Genomic DNA, 18,588 nt, shown 5'->3' on the forward strand with positions numbered 1-18,588 from the left:
TTGCTCTCGCGAGGCCGGTCCGCGCCGCTGTCCGATCAAGCTCGGCTTACTGCCAGTTGACGGTAACGGTGGCCGTGCCGCTGGACGGCGTCGTGAACGTATGGTTCGAGCCGCTTTCCCAGGTGACGACGGAGCCGTTTTTCTTCAAAAATTTGAACTCGAGCGCGGTATTGGCCGGAACGCTGACGTCGTAGTACCAGGTCGGGTACGCATGGATGACCTGATTGAACATCGGACCGACGGCCGAAGCGGGAGTCCAGTTGCCGAGCTCGGCGACGTTGCCCGTCAGGTAGACGTTTTCACCCAAGGCGGTCGTGGCGTTCTGCACGACGAAGCGAACCGTGACCTGCTCTCCCGTCAAGATGTTGAAGCCGTTGTAATTGTTGCTGTCGACCGAGGCCGCCGTGCGAACCTTGACGTTGTACTTGCCGGGGGCGACGGAAGGCACGATCGCTTCGATATGCGTATCCTCCCAGGACAGGATGTTCGAGCCCGTGACGGCGTTGGTGCCGAAGAAGACCGTACCCTTGGCCGAGCCGAAGCCTCTGCCGTCGATCGTGACGGTATTGCCGGCTTTGCCCATGACCGGGCCGACATGGCCGACGACCGGCGTCGTCTGAGCCGGCGCGTATTCCCAAACGGCGACCGCGCCGGCCGCAAGCGTGAACGTCGAGACGGCGCCGCTGCCGCTCGCGGTGATGCTGTTGCCGTTCAGCAGGCCGCCGAGAACGTCCGCGTAGGTTCCCGCCGGGAAGGAGGTCAGCAGGCCGCTGATCGAAGCCGGGCTGGACAAGTTGCGGTTGATGGCGACGACGGCGACGCTGTCGCCGAATTTCCGCTCGTAAATGTAGACGTCGTTGTTGATCCAGCGCTGCTGGGTCGTGCCGTAAGCGATCGCCGGATTGGACTTGCGCAGCGGGGCCAGCTCCTTGATGACGTTGAAGGCGGTCGTCGTTTCCGAGAAGGACGACATCATCGCGCGGTTGTCCGGATCGGTGCCGCCGCTCATGTACTGCTCCGTTCCGTAGTAGATGGCCGGAACGCCGCGCGACGTCAGCGTAAGCGCCAGCGCCTGCTCGAGTCTGCGGTTGCTGACCGAGCTCGATTTGAACCGCTCCATGTCATGGTTGTCGATGAAGGTCACCTGATCGGAAACCTGGGCGTATTCGGAAGCGGTGGAGGAAAGCATCGAATCAAGCCCGTACATCGTATCGGTGCCGTCCCGGAACACCTGGCGGACCTTCTGGGCGAAGCGGAAATCGAGCAGGCTCATGCCGGACTCGTTGGCGAAATAAACGTTGTTCGGGTCGTTCTCGTTCGTGCCGAGGAACCATTCCCCGAACGTGAACACCGGCTCATAGCCGTAAATCGAGGCCATCCAGCTCTTCTGCCAGCCGAGCGGCATATGCTTGACCGCGTCGACGCGAATGCCGTCGATGCCCATGTCGAGCCAGACTTTGATCGCATCCTTGAAATAGGCGTCGATCTGGGCGACGTTGTGGTTGATGTCGGCGAGGTCGTACAGGTTTTTGTAAATGCCGTTTTCCAGCGAGGAGAAATCCGAACCGCCGTTATGGTGGAAATAGCCGTTCGTGTCTCCCGTATAGCCGCCGATCAGGGTGCCGTTGTCGTACAGCCGGCCGTTTTCCGCGAACGACGTGTTCGTTTCCATCGCCGGCGACGTATGGTTCGGCGCGAAGTCGATGACGATTTTAATGCCGTGGGCATGGGCGGTATCGATGAGCGTCTGCAGCTCCGAGAACGTTCCGTAGTACGGGTTCGTCTTTTTGAAGTCGCGGGCCCAGTATCCGTGATACGAGGTGTTGTTGACGCCGGAGTAGTTGACGACGGCGTGAATGTTCTCGACCGGCTGGGAAATCCACAGCGCCGTAATGCCCATGTTCGTGAAGTAGCCGGAATTGATTTTGTCCGTAATGCCTTGCCAGTCTCCGCCGCAATACAGCTTCAGGTTCGTGCAGCCCGAGCTGAAGGCCGCTCCGGTCGGGTTGTTGGACGGATTGCCGTCGGCGAACCGGTCGGTAAAAATTTGATAAATGACGTCCGTGCTGAAATTCGTCTTGTTCGTGACCGAAGTGTCCGGGGCCGCGGATGCGCTTGGAGCCGGAAGCGCCGGAGCGACCGATCCGATGAGCAGCGCGACTGCCAGGGCAATGCCGGCAAAAAGCTTCTTGAACGGTTTTAACATTAAGTTCCCGCCTCTCTTAAATTGGTGTCGATAGGAAGCCGAAGAGAACAACCGGAATTTGAAACGCTTTCAAAAAACCGAGGAGAACTCATCCGGACATGATCCCTATTCCTCCTTTCAAAGGCAAAGACCCCGGCAGCTCCGCGGGGGAGTTACCGGGGTTGTTTTTAAACCGGGCGGTTTAAAAAATCAGAGCCCTCAAATTTAACTTTCGAGTTTATTCTACAACATATTCAATATATGTCAATAATTAATTTTAAATACAATATTTACAAAATAAAAATTCCATACTATGATGAAAATGAAAACAACATTTTCAAACCGCGCAACAATCTGAGGGCCATGCTCGCTGGAACGCATGACGGTTTCAGAGACAACCCCGTGATCTCCTGGAGACACGGGGTTTTTCGCGTTTCCCGCAGCGTTTTTCGCGCATGGCGCCCCGGCTGCTGCCGGTCGCCGAAAGGAGGCCCGATTAACGACAAACCGGAAAGGTGAGCCTGCTGGAAAGGAGAGGTGCCATTGCCGGGTAAATCCGCAATCGTAACGATCGACGGCTTTTACGCTCGCAGATTGAACAACGAGAGGAGGATATTCGTATATTTGCCGCCCGGATACGAAGAGGGCGAACAGAAGCGCTACCCCGTTCTGTACATGCACGCCGGGCAGCGGGCGTTCGCGCCGGCGCGTCCGGGGACGGAATCCTGGAACATTCACGAGGCGGCCGACCGGCTCATCGAAGCCGGAAACATCGAAGAAATCATCATCGTCGCCATCGCCCACGTCCGTCCGGTCACTTCCAACGAATACTACCATTTCAAGGCTCCCGCCGAGGAGGCGGACCATATCGCCTGCTCCGGGCTGGACTACGAACACTTTCTGATTCACGATTTGAAGCCTTATATCGACCGGCGGTTCCGGACGTTGACCGACCCCGGCAACACCGGCCTGATCGGATCGTCCGCGGGAGGCTTGTCCACCTACCATACCGGGTTCCGCAATCCGGACGTGTTCGGCAAGCTGATCATGCTGTCGCCGTATTTCGTCAAAGCCTGGCTCGACGAGACCGGCAAGCCGAACCTTTGCGAGGAGACGCTGTACCGCCCGTACCCGGGCAAGCGCCCGCTCAAGCTTTGGCTCGATATCGGAGACGCGGAGGGGCTGTTTTTGCCGCGGCACGTCCGGCAAGTCGTCGACGAATTGACGGCCGAGGGCTATCGCTGCGGGGAGGACGTCGGTTATTTGGTGAAGCCGGAGGCGGCGCACCAGGAGAAGGATTGGGGCGAAAGGGCGCACCTCCCTCTTCTGTTTATGTTCGGCCGGCGTCCGGAACGCATCGCCGCGCTCGAGCTTCACGGCCGGGACCGCGTCGGGCTTAACGAGCGAAGGCTGCGGATCAACGCGATCGCCCGGTACGACAACGGACTGGAGCTCAGCTTGCTGGACGCCGACTATGCGGTTGCCGATCCCGACGTGCTGGAGGTGGAAAGGGACGGGACGATCGTTCCGAAAAAGCCTGGGGCGACGACCGTGACGCTGAAGGCGGACGGCCTGCATACCGCGCGCGAATACCGCGTCGAGGCGGAGCTGTCCGAGTTCGTTCAGGTAGCGATGATCGCGGAAATTCCGCCCGAGCCGTCTCCGCCGGAAAGCATCTACGGCGGCATGGGGATGAAGCTGGTTCGCGGCGCGAACGGCCGTTATGCCGGCAGCTTTCTCGTGCCAAGGGGAACCGGCTACCGCTTCCGGTTTACGCGAGGCTTCCGCAAGTTCGAAACGGCCGCCGACGGAAGCGCGCTGCTCAACCGGGCCTTCCGGGCCGACAACGATCTGGTTCTTCATTACAAGGTGGAGCGTTGGGAAGAGACGACGGCCTACTCGCCGGAGAGGAGGAGCCATGCAGACCCTGCCTTTTGAACCGCTGATGGACATTCCTTACTACTATCCGTGCAATTTTCCTTTGATTCACGAAGTGCTGCGAGGGCAAGGCTCGGAAAGCAGCCTGAGCCTGCTCGCCAACTCGCGGTTATACGGCTTGCCGGCCTGCTCGAGTTCCGGACTGGTGAAGGTTTACTTCGACAAGCTGGACTACGACGATCCCGTCTGGAAAATGACGGGCAGAACGGAGTTTCCGGACTTCGAGGAGGGCCTTGACGAGATCCGGCGCCGCACAAGCCGGGGCGAGCTGTTCATCGCGACGGGCACAAGCTATTATCTCCCCTACACGGACGACTATTTGAATCCAAAGTACATCGAAAAGCTGACCGAGCCGAATTCCCGGCTCTATCTGGTCGATCATTGGCTCGGCGTGCATGGCATCGGCGAAGAGCGGGTGCAGGTGTACGATCCGGTTCCCGCCCGCTACCAGGGCTCGCTGTCCTTGAAGGCGTTCGACGACTTCTGGAAGGGCAACAAGGCGATTCCGGAGCTTGCGGGCGCGAAACGCAAGGACCGGCTATACACGTACGGCTCGATCGACATCGAAGCGGAGACGAAGCTGACCCCCGCCTTGTACAACGAGGCGCTGCTGCGGGCGCTGGCGACGCAGGCGCACGAGTTCCTTGCCGGAAGGGAAGTCGTCCGGGGCGAGCGCGCCTATTATTTCGGCCACGCGGTGTCGCTGCGGCTGCTCAAGCGGCTGCATCTCGGGACCGAGGGGGAGGATTCGCTCCGCTCGATTTCCGCCTTTTTGTTCGATATGCGGTGGAGCCGTTATTTTGTCCGCGACCTGCTGCGGGAGTTGACCGCGACGTTCGGCGCCGCCCACGCCGGTTATTTGGAGGAGTTCTCGCAAATCATCGAAGAGTGGGAGACCGTGCACAAAAAGCTGCAGGGCTCGGGCGGAAGCGAGAAGGCGGCGGATCGCCTGGCCGCGCTTAGCCGGTCGCTGGAGGCGCTGATCGGCCGGGAGTATCGGCTGTACGAACGCATCCGGAAGGATCACGCTTCGGTGCCGCCGTTCGAACGGCGAGGATCGGGCCGTAACGCCGGGCATCGGGACGCGATCGTCCGCATCGTGCTCGACAGCTGCCGGGAAATCAATTCGGTCCACAACGGACGCATTCCGGTGGAGCTCGGCTTGCAAACGCCGCTTTACGGGCGCGACGGCAATCTGGACTCGCTCGGGCTGGTAACGCTGCTCGCCACGGTGGAGCAGGGGATCCAGGACGAGCTCGGGTTGGGCGTCGCCTTGTCCGACGGAGCGGAGCCGGCGGCGGGAATGTCCGACAGCCCTTACCGCACGGTGGACAGCCTGGTCGGGTATTTGCTCGGGCGGCTGCCGGAAGCGGGCTAAGCCGGAGGAGGTGGACCATGTATCGAAGCTTTCTGTTTGACCGCTTCGGGGAGTTCGGCTCGCGGACGGCATTCGTATGGCGCGGGACGGCGTATTCGTACGACTGGCTGGCGAACGCCGTCGCGCTCCTGTCGGAGCAGCTGCGCCTCGAAGGCATCGAACGGCGCGTCGTTTCGCTGGAGGAATCGTATACCCCGCACGCGGTCGCCGCGCTGTTTGCCTTGTTCGCAAGGGGAAACATCGTGCTGCCGCTCGATCCCCAGCTGGTCGAGGCCAAAAAGCTCGAATATTTGGCGATCGGCGAGGCCGAAGCGCGAGTTCGTTCGGACGAGGGGGGAATCGTCGCACGCCCGCACCGGGAAGGCGGCATTTCCCATCCGCTGCTCGCGTCGCTGCTGATGGAGGGCGCGCCGGGCCTGGTCATTTTCTCCTCCGGATCGACGGGGAAAAGCAAGGCCGCCGTTCACCACGCCGACCGGCTGCTCGGCAAGTTCCGCAAAACCGGGCGCCCGCGGCGGACCATTCCGTTTATGATGTTCGACCATATCGGCGGCATGAACACGCTGCTGCAGACGCTGGCGAGCGGAGGCAGCCTGTGCATATTGGAGGACCGCTCCCCCGCCGAGGTTTGCAGGGTGATCGAGCGTTACCGGGTCGAAGCGCTGCCGGTATCCCCGACGTTCATGAATTTGCTGCTCATTAGCGGAGCTTACCGGGAATTCGATTTATCGAGCCTGGAGGTCGTTTCCTACGGCTCGGAAGTGATGCCGGAGAGCACCCTGGCCGCCTGGAACGCCGTTTTTCCGAATGTGCGCACGGTTCAGGCGTACGGCATGTCCGAGCTCGGCATCCTGCGGACGAAGTCCAAAGGCGGGGACTCGCTCCTTTTTTCCATCGAATCGGACAGCGCGCAGTACCGGATTGTCGACGGCATGCTGGAAGTGAAGACGGAGACGGCCATGCTCGGGTATTTGAACGCGCCGGATCCGTTCACGGAGGACGGCTGGCTGCGCACGGGCGACGAGGCGATTGCGGAGGGCGGCTTTATCCGCATCCTCGGGCGCCGCTCGGAAATCATCAACATCGGCGGGGAGAAGGTGTACCCGGCCGAGGTGGAAAGCGTGCTGCAGCAGCTCGATTTCATCGAGGAGGCCGCGGTAAGCGCGGAGCCGAACGCCATTACCGGGCAGATGGTGACGGCGACCGTCAAGCTGCGGGAGGAACTGCCCCTTAAAGAGGCGCGCCGGCGGATTTGGGCGTATTGCTCGGATAAGTTGCCCCCTTTTAAAATTCCGCAAAAAATCGTCGTGACGACCGAATCGCTTGTCGGCAGCCGCATGAAAAAGAGGAGAACCCCGCAGCAAGCGAACAGGGATTGAGCGGGTTAGCTGGCGGACGGGGATTGAGCGGGCTGGCCGGCGTACAGGGATTGAGTGGGCTGGCTGGCAAACGGGGACTGAGTGGGCTGGCTGGCGAACGGGGATTAAGCGGGTTAGCTGGTAAAGCGAACAGGGATTGAGCGGGTTAGCGGGCGTACAGGGATTGTCCGGGTTAGCTGGCGGACGGGGATTGAGCGGGCTGGCCGGCGTACAGGGATTGAGTGGGCTGGCTGGCAAACGGGGACTGAGCGGGCTGGCCGGCGTACAGGGATTGTCCGGGATTGCGGGCGAACAGGGGTTGTCCGAGTTTGCGTGACCGCGCCGGCTTCGTTGCATGATTGGAAGTGGCTGAGCAGTACTACTAAATCCAATTCTGAGGAGTGTTTGGACGATGCAAACGACGGTAGAACGATACGCGCAGGAACTGGAGCAATTCCACCGGGACGGATACGTCGTATTCAAAAACGCGTTGAACGCCGAGCAGGTCGCCGCCGTCAAAGAAGGCATTCGGCAGGCGTTCGAAGGCAAGGGGCCGGAAGTCATGCTTCAGGGGCCGATGTTCGAAAGGGGCGAAATTTTCGAGTCGCTCGTCGACTACCCCGGCGTTTCCGAGTTCATCGAGGAAGTGATCGGCCCGGACTGCCAGCTCAGCAGCATGAACGGGATGCGGACGATCCGGGAAAACGCGGTCAGCAAATGGCACGTCGACGAAGCGCTGTTCCTGCCGCTCCCGGACGGCGTCGAGCTGGATCCGCGCATTCAGCTGCCGGTTTACTTGTGCAACGCCCTCTATTACCTGGACGACATTACGGAAGATCTCGGCCCGACGCAGATCGTTCCCGGCTCGCACCGGGCGGGCAAGCACCTGGCCTTCGCCGACGAGATCGGCATGTACAAGGGACGCGGTCCCGAATCGGTGCTCGTGAACGCCGGCGACTGCCTCGTGTTCAACAGCCAGCTCTGGCACCGCGGGGCGCCGAACAGGACCGACCGGCCGCGTTACGTGCAGCAGATCATCTATCGGAAAAAATTCCTCGTGCCGCGCATGAGCCACGACGACAACGCGGGCTATCGGGTGCCGCAGGACATTCTCGACCGCGCCAACCCGCGGCGGAAGCGGCTGCTGGGGTATAACGAGCGGATTTTTTGAGAGTTGGCGCTGCCGGATTCGCGTTCGGATGGGAGGGACCCCGGCGTAAACGGGGGCGTCTCGCGTAGCAAGGTTGACGCAGCATAGTCAGGTTGGCGCAGCGTAAGCAGCGAGCCGGTCCAGGGGGGCGTCCCGTGAGCGGATTTTGATCCGCTTGAGGGGCTGCCCCCTTGTTTTTTGCATTTTCTCCGTTTGGTCGGCTTTTGTCGATTGCGCCGGATTTCCTTGATGTAGTGCATTGGGTGCACCACATGGCGTCTCCCCGCCTGGATTTCCCTGATGTAGTGCGCTGGGTGCACCACATGGGCGTCTCCCCGGTTGGATTTCCCCGATGTAGTGCGCTGGGTGCACCACATGGGCGTCTACCCGACCGGATTTCCCCGATGTAGTGCGCTGGGTGCACCACATGGGCGTCTACCCGACCGGATTTCCCCGATGTAGTGTACTGGGTGCACCACATGGGCGTCTCCCCGGTTGGATTTCCCCGATGTAGTGCATTGGGTGCACCACATGGGCGTCTCCCCGGTTGGATTTCCCCGATGTAGTGTACTGGGTGCACCACATGGGCGTCTCCCCGGCTGGATTTCCCTGATGTAGTGCACTGGGTACACCATATGGGCGTCTCCCCGGCCGGATTTCCCCGATGTAGTGTACTGGATGCACTACATGGTCATCGCTCCCGCTGGATTCCTCCAATTCTGCGCCGAATACGCGCTGAAACAACCCTCCGTAGACATTCGGTGGGTTGTTTGCGTTGGCGGAGGATTCGATGTGCCGCGCGGCGGCCACATTGGATTTCGAGTTGTGTTGGACTCCTTTAAGGAAGACTGGCTGCTCACCGCATGCCATCCGGGGAAAGATAGAGTTACGGAGGTAAGCCCCGATTGCCGGCTTCCGGAAAGACCTTATGAATGCGTAGCATATGGTGTGGGATGCGACTACGATAAATTCCTCGTCGTCACGCCGAAGGGGAGTTTCAGTCCACGCATCCGTGTGGGATGCGACGGGGCGGGATGTCCACCTACGGCGGCCGACTCGTGGTTTCAATCCACGCATCCGTGTGGGATGCGACTTAAACAAGGCTATGGCCGACATCGATCGGCAGATGTTTCAATCCACGCATCCGTGTGGGATGCGACCAAAATCCTCGACGGCCGTAATCCGGTCGTCCTGTTTCAATCCACGCATCCGTGTGGGATGCGACACGAGTTGTACGAATACTGCAAGATGGTACTTGAGGGTTTCAATCCACGCATCCGTGTGGGATGCGACAATCCCCTATGACGTTACCGTCACCGCCATAGGTTTCAATCCACGCATCCGTGTGGGATGCGACACACAAACGATACGACGAGCAGCAGAGGGACAAGTTTCAATCCACGCATCCGTGTGGGATGCGACGTTTCAGCATCGTCAAGGTCCAAGATTTTTGCCGTTTCAATCCACGCATCCGTGTGGGATGCGACCGCCCGGGCGGTAGACGCGACCCGGTGGGGCGTTGGTTTCAATCCACGCATCCGTGTGGGATGCGACCGAAGACGCCCTGTGGTTCGATGTGCCGAACCGGTTTCAATCCACGCATCCGTGTGGGATGCGACGCAGAGCTTGCGGTGATCGAACTGAGGGAAAGGGTTTCAATCCACGCATCCGTGTGGGATGCGACATCGACTGGAAACAAGGCCGGCCATTACATCTCGTTTCAATCCACGCATCCGTGTGGGATGCGACTAGCCGCCCTGGATCGGGACGGCGGCCCTCTATGTTTCAATCCACGCATCCGTGTGGGATGCGACAGCGCGATTTCAAAGCCCTTGTGCTGTAAGGGCTTGCAAGCGCTTTAGTGCGAATCTCATTTTATTATACTTCAAAACAAGGTGAATTTCATGATAAAACGCTAAAAACCCAGTCGTATCAAGGGGTGCGAATCTCCCAGGAAAATCATGTGCGCTTGGGGTTCGCACCGAGATTAGGGCGATACATGAGCGAGCGACTAACTCGATGGTTTGGCGGCTTAGTTGTAATATCCTTTTTAGAAGTCCGGTGATTTAGGTCAGTTGTAACCGTCTCTTCGGCATAAAAAAAGAGGAAAACAACCCAACCAGCGCCGAAATGAGCAGGTCCGACACTGCCTCCATCATCACGGATTTCGGTTTTGGACATGCCAAAACACCGGTTTGTGGTCGCTTTTTCTTAAACCGGCACAGTCTTTTCAGATTTTGAACGATGGCCGTGAGCACCGCCTGCTCTTGCATGCAGTCCAATCCACGGCTCCGTGCGCGGCCCAGGCCATGCGCGACTTTGCTTTCGGCAAACACATGCTCGCACCGCGTCCGCAACTTTTGCAGATGACGGTAAGAACCCATAAGCTGAATTCGTTTGGCTTTGTTTCGAATTTGGATTTCCCGGATTTTGGCCAGCCGTTTGCGTTGTTTCTCCGGATCGTTCGTTTGACGTTTCCAAGCAGGTACATCTTCCAGTGTCAGGTTGCGAAGCGAAACCAGGGGAACAATCCCTTGCTCGAACAACGCTTGCAGATAATCTGTCGTACCGTAGGCTTTATCGGCAGAAAGCGTCCGAATCCGGATTTGCGGATGGGCAAAACGGATCGCGAAGAGCTGCCGCAAGCTCGTTTCACGCTCAGCCGTTCCGGACGCGATGCTCGCTTGCGTAGACAGAATGACGCCGGATTTGATATCCGTCACATCATGCACCAAATACCGCAAATGCGCTTCCTGACCGTTGCTCTTTTTGTACAAGCGGGCATCCGGATCCGTTACGCTGCGGTGGGTCTTGTTCGAGAACGTTTTGCCATGAAAATCTTCATGCGTCGCTTCGTCTTCCAGCAGCCGCTCTTTTTGCGCGGGCGGTGCGGGCGGCTGTCGGTCATCATCGGAATCATGGGCGACACCACCGGTCTCTTCATCTTGCCGGGCCATGCGAGCCAAATAGTCTTCAATCGACTCCACCGGGGCCAGGGTGATTTCTTTCAAGCTGTGAATGGATGCGTTGGCCCGTACCTGGGTGCCGTCGACGCCGACATGCACATCGGGTTGGACCAGTCCCGCGGCGATGCACTGATCGACGACATGTTTCATCAGCTTCTCAAAAACACCGTGCGTTCGCCACAATTTCCGGGTCTTCACCAAGGTCGTCCGATCCGGCAGGGACGGCCGCGATGAGTCCGGGCGCACGACGGATTCGAAATCCAGTCCGCAAAACCACAAATAGCCCGCATGCATGGGCAACAGTTGATACAATTCCCGTTCGGAATGGTTGAACAAATACGAAAGCAGCATCAGTCGAACCATCCGCTCCGGGTCAGCCGCCGGGCGGCCGGTACGTTCCGTATATAGAGGCGCCACCCAATCATGAACGATGGAAAAATCAAGCGCTTCGTTCAGTTGGCGCAGGATGTGCTTTTTCGGCACGAGTTCATCCATATCCACGAATTGGAACATCTGAGGCTGGATAGCCGATGACTTGCGGGCTTTCATACCTAATCACTCTTTCGATAGTCGTGTTACGATATTAATTCGACAAAACCGTGATAAAAGCCTGCTTACGCGGACTTTATCACCGGACTTTTAGAAAATCGTTCGGATCATGGTCTGCCAATGGTTTTGAAAGATAACCCGTGTTCGCCTAGAGCGTCCCGAAGCTTGGGTAAAGATGCTGGTCCCATGCCGTGAAGTTTCAAAATCTCTTTCTCGCTGTAATTCGCAAGTTGTTGGACCGAAATGATTCCCTCATGCTCCAAAGCCCGTCTTGCTGGGGAGGAAAGAAGGGAAAGAAATCCGGACTCGGGTTTGCGTTCTTGCTCGCAGATGGGGCAAGTGGGGCAGTCGCTGCTTTTATAGTATTCGTGTCCTTTTTCGCAAGTTCTTAATGCTTTACTCGAAGCTGCCATGGGCGCATCTCCTTATTCTGTCTTCTTCGCTCGTTTGCCTATTGAGCCTGAACTTCGAGAAAAGAGAAAAACGCTGATCAATCCACGCATCCACATGGGATGCGACAATGAAAAACGGCCTATCCTCGGCTCCACCCGAGTTTCAATCCACGCATCCACATGGGATGCGACCGGAGGTCGGGCGCTCCTGAATTGTTACGCCGTGTTGTTTCAATCCACGCATCCACATGGGATGCGACCGGTAGGTTTTGTCGATGTCTGCTACCGACTGGGAGTTTCAATCCCGCATCCACATGGGATGCGACGGGAAGGCTATGTCGCCTTGATCTGGAATGCCGTAAGCGTCAAACTCTCCCCACCTTCGTTCCTTGCAATAACCGTGAGATAATCCTCCTCATAGTCCAATTGGGGGAGGATTTTTTATGGCCAGAGAAGACGTACAGAAGAAATGGGAAGAACGAATTGCCGCTTTCCGTTCCAGTGGAGAAAAAGCAGCAAGATGGTGCAAAGCCAATCAGGTGGATCGTCGCGGGCTCTATACATGGATGAAGAGACTAAGCGGTTCATCCCCTGCTGCTGTCAAGTCAGCCACCTTCGTCAAAGCTCATATTACTCCCGAGCCGGAAGCCACACCTTCGGCTTGCCTTCGCATCCGAATCGGCGCAGCCGTCATCGAGGTTGACGCCGGGTTCAATCCCGCTTTGCTCCGCGACGTGGTGCAGGCTTTGGAGGTCATATGCTGAGCGAATTAACCAGCCGTCAGGTATTTCTGGCTTGTGGCAGCACGGATTTACGTAAATCCATCGACGGATTGGCTGCTCTTGTCCAAGAGGGGCTCGGACTGAATCCATTCTCTCCATGCTTGTTCGTCTTTTGCAACCGCGAGCGGAACAAGTTAAAGATCTTGTATTGGGAGCACAACGGTTTCTGGCTGTTCTACCGCCGGCTCGAGCGCGGCACGTTCCAGTGGCCCAGGGATCACAGCGATCCGGTCACGGTCACGACCCGCGAGCTCCGCTGGCTGCTGGACGGACTTTCGCTCAGCCAGCGGCAGGCTCACCCGAAAGTGACCGCCGCTACGGTCATTTAGCAATCTATTCCTTACTTAATTCGACATATGTTATGGCAGGCGTTGCCCCCATCCGTGCCGAAGTATACCATATGGAAAATCGAGCGGAATCGCCTCAGATCGAAGAGCTTCGGCAACAAAATGCGAAGCTGGAACAACAAAATATCGAGCTATCGGCCAAGCTCAAGTGGTACGAGGAACAGTTCCGTCTGGCGCAGCAAAAGCGCTTCGGCACTTCCAGCGAGAAGACGAATCCGGACCAGATGGAGCTGAATCTGTTCAACGAAGCCGAAGTGCTGGCCACACCAGCCGGACAAGAGCCACCTACAGAGAAGATCACGTACGAGCGCCGCAAACAGACGGGCAAGCGTGAAGACGACTTCTCCGACCTGCCGGTAGAGACCGTCGTGTACAAACTCGAGGAAGGCGAACGGTCCTGTGCTTGCTGCGGCGGCTCGCTGCATGAGATGACGACTGAGATGCGCAGCGAGATCGCGCTGGTGCCCCCGCAGGTCAAGGTCATGCGGCATATTCGTCAAGTCTATGCTTGCCGCCACTGCGAGCGTCATGAGATCCAGACACCCATCGTCACGGCGCCCATGCCGAGGCCCGTCTATCCCGGAAGCTTGGCTTCGCCGTCCAGCATGGCCTACGTCATGACGCAGAAATATGTGGATGGCTTGCCCCTGTACCGGCAAGAGCAGCAGTTCGCGCGTCTTGGCTATACGTTGTCTCGCCAGACGATGGCGAACTGGATGATGTATGGTGCGGAGCAATGGCTGTCTCCGCTGTTTGCTGCCATGAAGGCGTATCTGCTGCGGCAAGAAGTGCTGCATGCCGACGAGACGACGCTTCAGGTGCTGCGCGAAGAAGGCAAGTCCGCGGAAGCGACGTCCTACCTGTGGCTATATCGGACCGGACGTGATGTGCCGCCGGCAATACTCTACGAATACCAACGGACGCGGGGCGGCGAACATCCGCGCAACTTCCTGTCCGGATTCAAAGGCTATTTGCATGTGGATGGGTACCCTGGGTACCACAAGGTGGCAGACGTGAAGCTCGTCGGTTGTTGGGCACATGCCCGGCGCAAGTACGACGAGGCGCTGAAGGCAGGGCCGCCGGAGATGAGGAAGCTGGGAACCGTTGCAGGACAGGGCCTGGCTTACTGTAACCAGCTGTATGCGATTGAACGGGACCTTGCCGAAGTCTCCGCTGAAGAGCGACAGGCGAAGAGGCAGGAGCAAAGCCTGCCGGTGCTTAACGCCTATCATGGATGGCTGAAGGAGCAACGGTCCAAAACCTTGCCGAAGAGCCTGTCCGGTCAAGCGATCGCCTACAGCTTGAATCAGTGGGATAAGCTTACTGCGTTCCTGTCAGATGGGCGGCTGGAGCTCGACAACAATCGGAGCGAGCGGTCGATCAAACCGTTCGTGATCGGGCGCAAAAACTGGCTGTTCGCCAACACGCCTCGCGGCGCGAAGGCTAGCGCGGTAATCTACAGCGTGATCGAATCGGCCAAGGAGAATGGTCTGCACCCGTTCAACTACTTAAAGTACCTCTTCGAGCAGTTGCCGCAAATCTCTGGACCGCTCGATGCCGACGCGCTCGAACCCTTCATGCCATGGTCGCACGAGCTACCGGCTGAGTGCCGATTAAGTAAAAAGTAACAACAGATTAGTCGAACTGAGCTCCCGCCGCTAGGTGGGGGCTATTTGACGCTTACGGAATGCCAACAGCGTTTCAATCCACGCATCCACATGGGATGCGACATATAACAAGTCCATAACGTCTCCGATCGAGTTCGAAGTTTCAATCCACGCATCCGTGTGGGATGCGACTTTCGCTCGTAGTCAACGGCAAAACGTCAACAGCGGTTTCAATCCACGCATCCGTGTGGGATGCGACGTTGAAAGCGGCCGGGTTTGAGACCAACTACTATATGTTTCAATCCACGCATCCACATGGGATGCGACTCAAGGGCTTTTTCGGAACCTTCGACGCCGAATAGTTTCAATCCACGCATCCACATGGGATGCGACTGAATTTTGTGACATGCACAACATAGTCATTGATGTTTCAATCCACGCATCCACATGGGATGCGACACAAGTCGTTACTTTTCAACGGGCGAAATGAAGGTGTTTCAATCCACACATCCACATGGGATGCGACACCTTCGGCTAGCAGTTCCGGAAACCGTGGCATTGCCGTTTCAATCCACGCATTCACATGGGATGCGACCCAAAATTGGGGAAACATCGATTATGGCCTTCACGTTTCAATCCACGCATTCACATGGGATGCGACGCAAAGCCTATGACGGACTAGCTGGGTCCGCCAAGTTTCAATCCACGCATTCACATGGGATGCGACGCAAAGCCTATGACGGACTAGCTGGGTCCGCCAAGTTTCAATCCACGCATTCACATGGGATGCGACGAGTTTGGGGTCACCAAGGAGGTCATCCGGACAGTTTCAATCCACGCATTCACATGGGATGCGACGTCAGCCTGCCGAGAAAATCATCGACCCAAACTCCGGTTTCAATCCACGCATTCACATGGGATGCGACTGGCCGCAGATGCAAATGGCACAGCCAAAAAAAATGAGTTTCAATCCACGCATTCACATGGGATGCGACGATCGCTCAAGGGGAATCGCTTTATCGGGCCCGACCTGTTTCAATCCACGCATTCACATGGGATGCGACCCGAGCGGAACGCTAGCACCGCCGATTTGGTGGTATTGTTTCAATCCACGCATTCACATGGGATGCGACGTCGCCGGTTCCATATCCGTCCGGCACCCAAGCCGAGTTTCAATCCACGCATTCACATGGGATGCGACGGGTGGCGTTAAAGTTAATCGATATTACGTCTCGTCGTTTCAATCCACGCATTCACATGGGATGCGACCAAGAACAATCTGGAATTGTTCATTGCCGACTGGTTTCAATCCACGCATTCACATGGGATGCGACAATGAGTGATATCACGGTTCAAGAGTTATTGCAGTTTCAATCCACGCATTCACATGGGATGCGACGAGAGGAGCATGATCAATGACCCCGATGTTTGGTGGTTTCAATCCACGCATTCACATGGGATGCGACTCGACGCGAGCGCTCGCCGAAGCGATCAAGGCGGAGTTTCAATCCACGCATTCACATGGGATGCGACCGGGATTTGTGGAACCAAGTGGCCGAGGAGCAAGTTTCAATCCACGCATTCACATGGGATGCGACTGTTTTGCCTCGTCTTGGTCGCGGACTGGTATGTTTCAATCCACGCATTCACATGGGATGCGACGCGCGGCCCGGACGACCCTCCACCTGATACCGACGTTTCAATCCACGCATTCACATGGGATGCGACGTGATCCCGAAGCCCTCTCCCCGAGCGGTGAGCAGTTTCAATCCACGCATTCACATGGGATGCGACGGTCGCGGCCTGGTACAGCGGTTTAAGGAGCTGCGTCGTTTCAATCCACGCATTCACATGGGATGCGACACCTTGCCAAAAGATACCCCCGGAATCTTGCAGGTTTCAATCCACGCATTCACATGGGATGCGACATCGGAGAATTTCGGCCCGTGCCCAAGCCCCAATATGTTTCAATCCACGCATTCACATGGGATGCGACAGCGCGGCAATAGAGCCCTTATGCAGCAAGGGTTTGCAAGCGCTTTAGTGCGAATCTCATTTTATTATACTTCAAAACAGGAGGAATTTCATGATAAAAAGCCGAAAACCCAGGCATATCAAGGGGTGCGAATCTCCCGGGAAAAACATGTGCGCTTGGGGTTCGCACCAATGCTAAGGTATACCTAACTTCATTTTGGGGGAGTCAGAGTAGATTTAGGTACCAATCAAAGGTTTGATCGACTTTTTGCGAAATGAATGCGACAAAATTTTCCGGATTTCCGGATGTATGGGCTTCATCGAGAGCGGAATAGTACTCCAAACGATTTTCCTTTTCAATGACAATTGGGGGATATCCGTTTTTCATCAGTTCAAAATTTAAAAGCAGCCGTGCCGTTCTCCCGTTCCCGTCAACAAAAGGATGAATTTTTACAAACTCACTATGAAGTCTGGCCGCTCTTTCAATAGCGTGCAAGGACTTGCTTTGCGAAACCATCCAATGAGCCAACTGCTCCATCAAAAAAGGGACATGACTAAAGTCCGGCGGAATGTGCTTTGCACCGCTGATCAGTACATTTTGTTTCCGGTAAACGCCGGCCTGATCATCCATGATGCCTTTTAGAATTAAGCCGTGAATGCTTTTGATTTGCCATTCCGAGAAAGGTTCGTTGCTTCTAACCAGTTCTTCGACATAGAGAATCGCTTCTTTGTGGTTGATGGCCTCGAGGTGTTCTTTGATCGTTTTTCCGCCGACCGTTATACCCTCAAGAGCGACTTTGGTTTCGGATAGAGTCAGGGTGTTGCCTTCGATTGCATTTGAATTGTAGGTCCAATTTACAATTAAATGCTCTCGGATACTGTTAAGCGTATGTACGGGAAGAGGGCGTTTGGAATCGAGTTTTTGTTTTTTTTGGTCGATTGTTTTAAACATCATTTTCCTCCTCTTCCCTACACTTTGGGGAGAAAATTAATTCTACTCCCGATAATACCGGATGGGCGACAGGGTTTCAATTTGCGTCTCTCGTACGGGATGCGGCGATCGCTTGAAAGTGGCTCTGTGGCTTGATTTGCTGTTTCAATCCACGTACCCCATACGGGGTGCGACGCAAACCCGTCACCACGGAGGATAATCCGCAGATGTTTCAATCCACGCACCCCATACGGGATGCGACCCTCTCGTGACCGTATTGCCGTTAAGCGGCAAATGGTTTCAATCCACGCACCCCATACGGGATGCGACCTTCGCGGTAAGCCATTCATCCTCGAACCTTGGCAGTTTCAATCCACGCACCCCATACGGGATGCGACGGACGGAAAGAGCGGAAAGCCTTGGATTCTTCCGGTTTCAATCCACGCACCCCATACGGGATGCGACGATGGTAATCATTCATCTGTCCTCCTTTGGGTAAGTTTCAATCCACGCACCCCATACGGGATGCGACCACACCGGGAACATTCGTTTTCAAAGACAAGTACGGGTTTCAATCCACGCACCCCATACGGGATGCGACCGAGGGCGTGCGGTACACCGTAATCCGTACCTATGTTTCAATCCACGCACCCCATACGGGATGCGACCGATTTCTTGTTCGACACTCGGATTCTCCGGAGCGTTTCAATCCACGCACCCCATACGGGATGCGACATTTCAGCTTGCGAGCTGCCGACATGCTTGCGGACGTTTCAATCCACGCACCCCATACGGGATGCGACCAATACCGGTAGCACTCGTCATAGGCCGCAAAATAGTTTCAATCCACGCACCCCATACGGGATGCGACGAGGATGTTTCCGGCCCGGATTGCGTCCGAACCGTTTCAATCCACGCACCCCATACGGGATGCGACCGAAACCGCAATCGGGAGGAGGCGGGTCCGAGTTTCAATCCACGCACCCCATACGGGATGCGACCCGGATTTCATTATTTTCTCCGATACGGGT

The 18,588-nt window shown here is 56.8% G+C and carries 11 protein-coding genes and 2 CRISPR repeat arrays; of the genes, 7 read left to right on the plus strand and 4 right to left on the minus strand.

Annotated elements, in window-relative coordinates:
• Nucleotides 1-46: 46 nt before the first annotated feature.
• Nucleotides 47-2,206, minus strand: a complete 2,160-nt coding sequence (locus tag JW799_RS12970) for an alpha-amylase family glycosyl hydrolase (RefSeq protein WP_205430132.1) — start codon at nt 2,204-2,206, stop codon at nt 47-49.
• A gap of 522 nt (nt 2,207-2,728) precedes the next feature.
• Here JW799_RS12970 and JW799_RS12975 point away from each other — a divergent pair.
• From JW799_RS12975 to JW799_RS13000, 4 genes are all read left to right on the plus strand, one after another.
• Complete coding sequence (locus JW799_RS12975; RefSeq protein ID WP_205430134.1) at nt 2,729-4,123, plus strand: alpha/beta hydrolase; 1,395 nt, start codon at nt 2,729-2,731, stop codon at nt 4,121-4,123.
• A complete protein-coding gene (locus JW799_RS12980; RefSeq protein WP_205430135.1) occupies nt 4,104-5,501 on the plus strand; it encodes a hypothetical protein in 1,398 nt (465 codons plus the stop codon). Before JW799_RS12975 ends, JW799_RS12980 begins: the two co-directional genes overlap by 20 nt.
• A 17-nt stretch (nt 5,502-5,518) precedes the next feature.
• On the plus strand, nt 5,519-6,880 hold the full coding sequence (locus tag JW799_RS12985) for an ANL family adenylate-forming protein (protein ID WP_205430137.1): 1,362 nt from the start codon (nt 5,519-5,521) through the stop codon (nt 6,878-6,880).
• A 391-nt stretch (nt 6,881-7,271) separates the two neighbouring features.
• Nucleotides 7,272-8,030, plus strand: a complete 759-nt coding sequence (locus JW799_RS13000) for a phytanoyl-CoA dioxygenase family protein (protein WP_205430140.1) — start codon at nt 7,272-7,274, stop codon at nt 8,028-8,030.
• A 973-nt stretch (nt 8,031-9,003) separates the two neighbouring features.
• A CRISPR array of direct repeats spans nt 9,004-9,823; the repeat unit is 32 nt; unit sequence GTTTCAATCCACGCATCCGTGTGGGATGCGAC.
• Between the two features lie 252 nt (nt 9,824-10,075).
• Here JW799_RS13000 and JW799_RS13005 read toward each other — a convergent pair.
• Nucleotides 10,076-11,524 carry a transposase gene (locus JW799_RS13005; RefSeq protein WP_205428726.1) on the minus strand — a complete coding sequence of 483 codons (1,449 nt, stop codon included), beginning with the start codon at nt 11,522-11,524 and terminating at the stop codon, nt 10,076-10,078.
• Nucleotides 11,525-11,631: 107 nt separating this feature from the next.
• The gene (locus JW799_RS13010; protein ID WP_205430142.1) at nt 11,632-11,937 is read right to left on the minus strand and encodes an RNA polymerase alpha subunit C-terminal domain-containing protein; all 306 of its coding nucleotides are present in this window, start codon (nt 11,935-11,937) and stop codon (nt 11,632-11,634) included.
• 422 nt (nt 11,938-12,359) lie between these two features.
• Here JW799_RS13010 and tnpA point away from each other — a divergent pair, with 422 nt between their 5' ends.
• From tnpA to tnpC, 3 genes are all read left to right on the plus strand, one after another.
• On the plus strand, nt 12,360-12,680 hold the full coding sequence (tnpA, locus tag JW799_RS13015) for an IS66 family insertion sequence element accessory protein TnpA (RefSeq protein ID WP_080836822.1): 321 nt from the start codon (nt 12,360-12,362) through the stop codon (nt 12,678-12,680).
• Nucleotides 12,674-13,027 carry an IS66 family insertion sequence element accessory protein TnpB gene (tnpB, locus tag JW799_RS13020; protein ID WP_028598474.1) on the plus strand — a complete coding sequence of 118 codons (354 nt, stop codon included), beginning with the start codon at nt 12,674-12,676 and terminating at the stop codon, nt 13,025-13,027. The genes tnpA and tnpB overlap by 7 nt, the downstream gene beginning before the upstream one ends.
• 71 nt (nt 13,028-13,098) lie before the next feature.
• Nucleotides 13,099-14,673 carry an IS66 family transposase gene (gene tnpC / locus JW799_RS13025; protein WP_420830620.1) on the plus strand — a complete coding sequence of 525 codons (1,575 nt, stop codon included), beginning with the start codon at nt 13,099-13,101 and terminating at the stop codon, nt 14,671-14,673.
• 70 nt (nt 14,674-14,743) lie between these two features.
• Nucleotides 14,744-16,649: direct repeats of the CRISPR family, unit length 32 nt; unit sequence GTTTCAATCCACGCATTCACATGGGATGCGAC.
• Between the two features lie 203 nt (nt 16,650-16,852).
• Here the strand turns inward: tnpC and JW799_RS13030 are convergent.
• The gene (locus tag JW799_RS13030; RefSeq protein ID WP_205430144.1) at nt 16,853-17,578 is read right to left on the minus strand and encodes a Fic family protein; all 726 of its coding nucleotides are present in this window, start codon (nt 17,576-17,578) and stop codon (nt 16,853-16,855) included.
• Between the last annotated feature and the right edge of the window lie 1,010 nt (nt 17,579-18,588).

Source organism: Cohnella algarum (assembly GCF_016937515.1).
In the GTDB taxonomy this organism is placed as follows: Bacteria; Bacillota; Bacilli; order Paenibacillales; family Paenibacillaceae; genus Cohnella; species Cohnella algarum.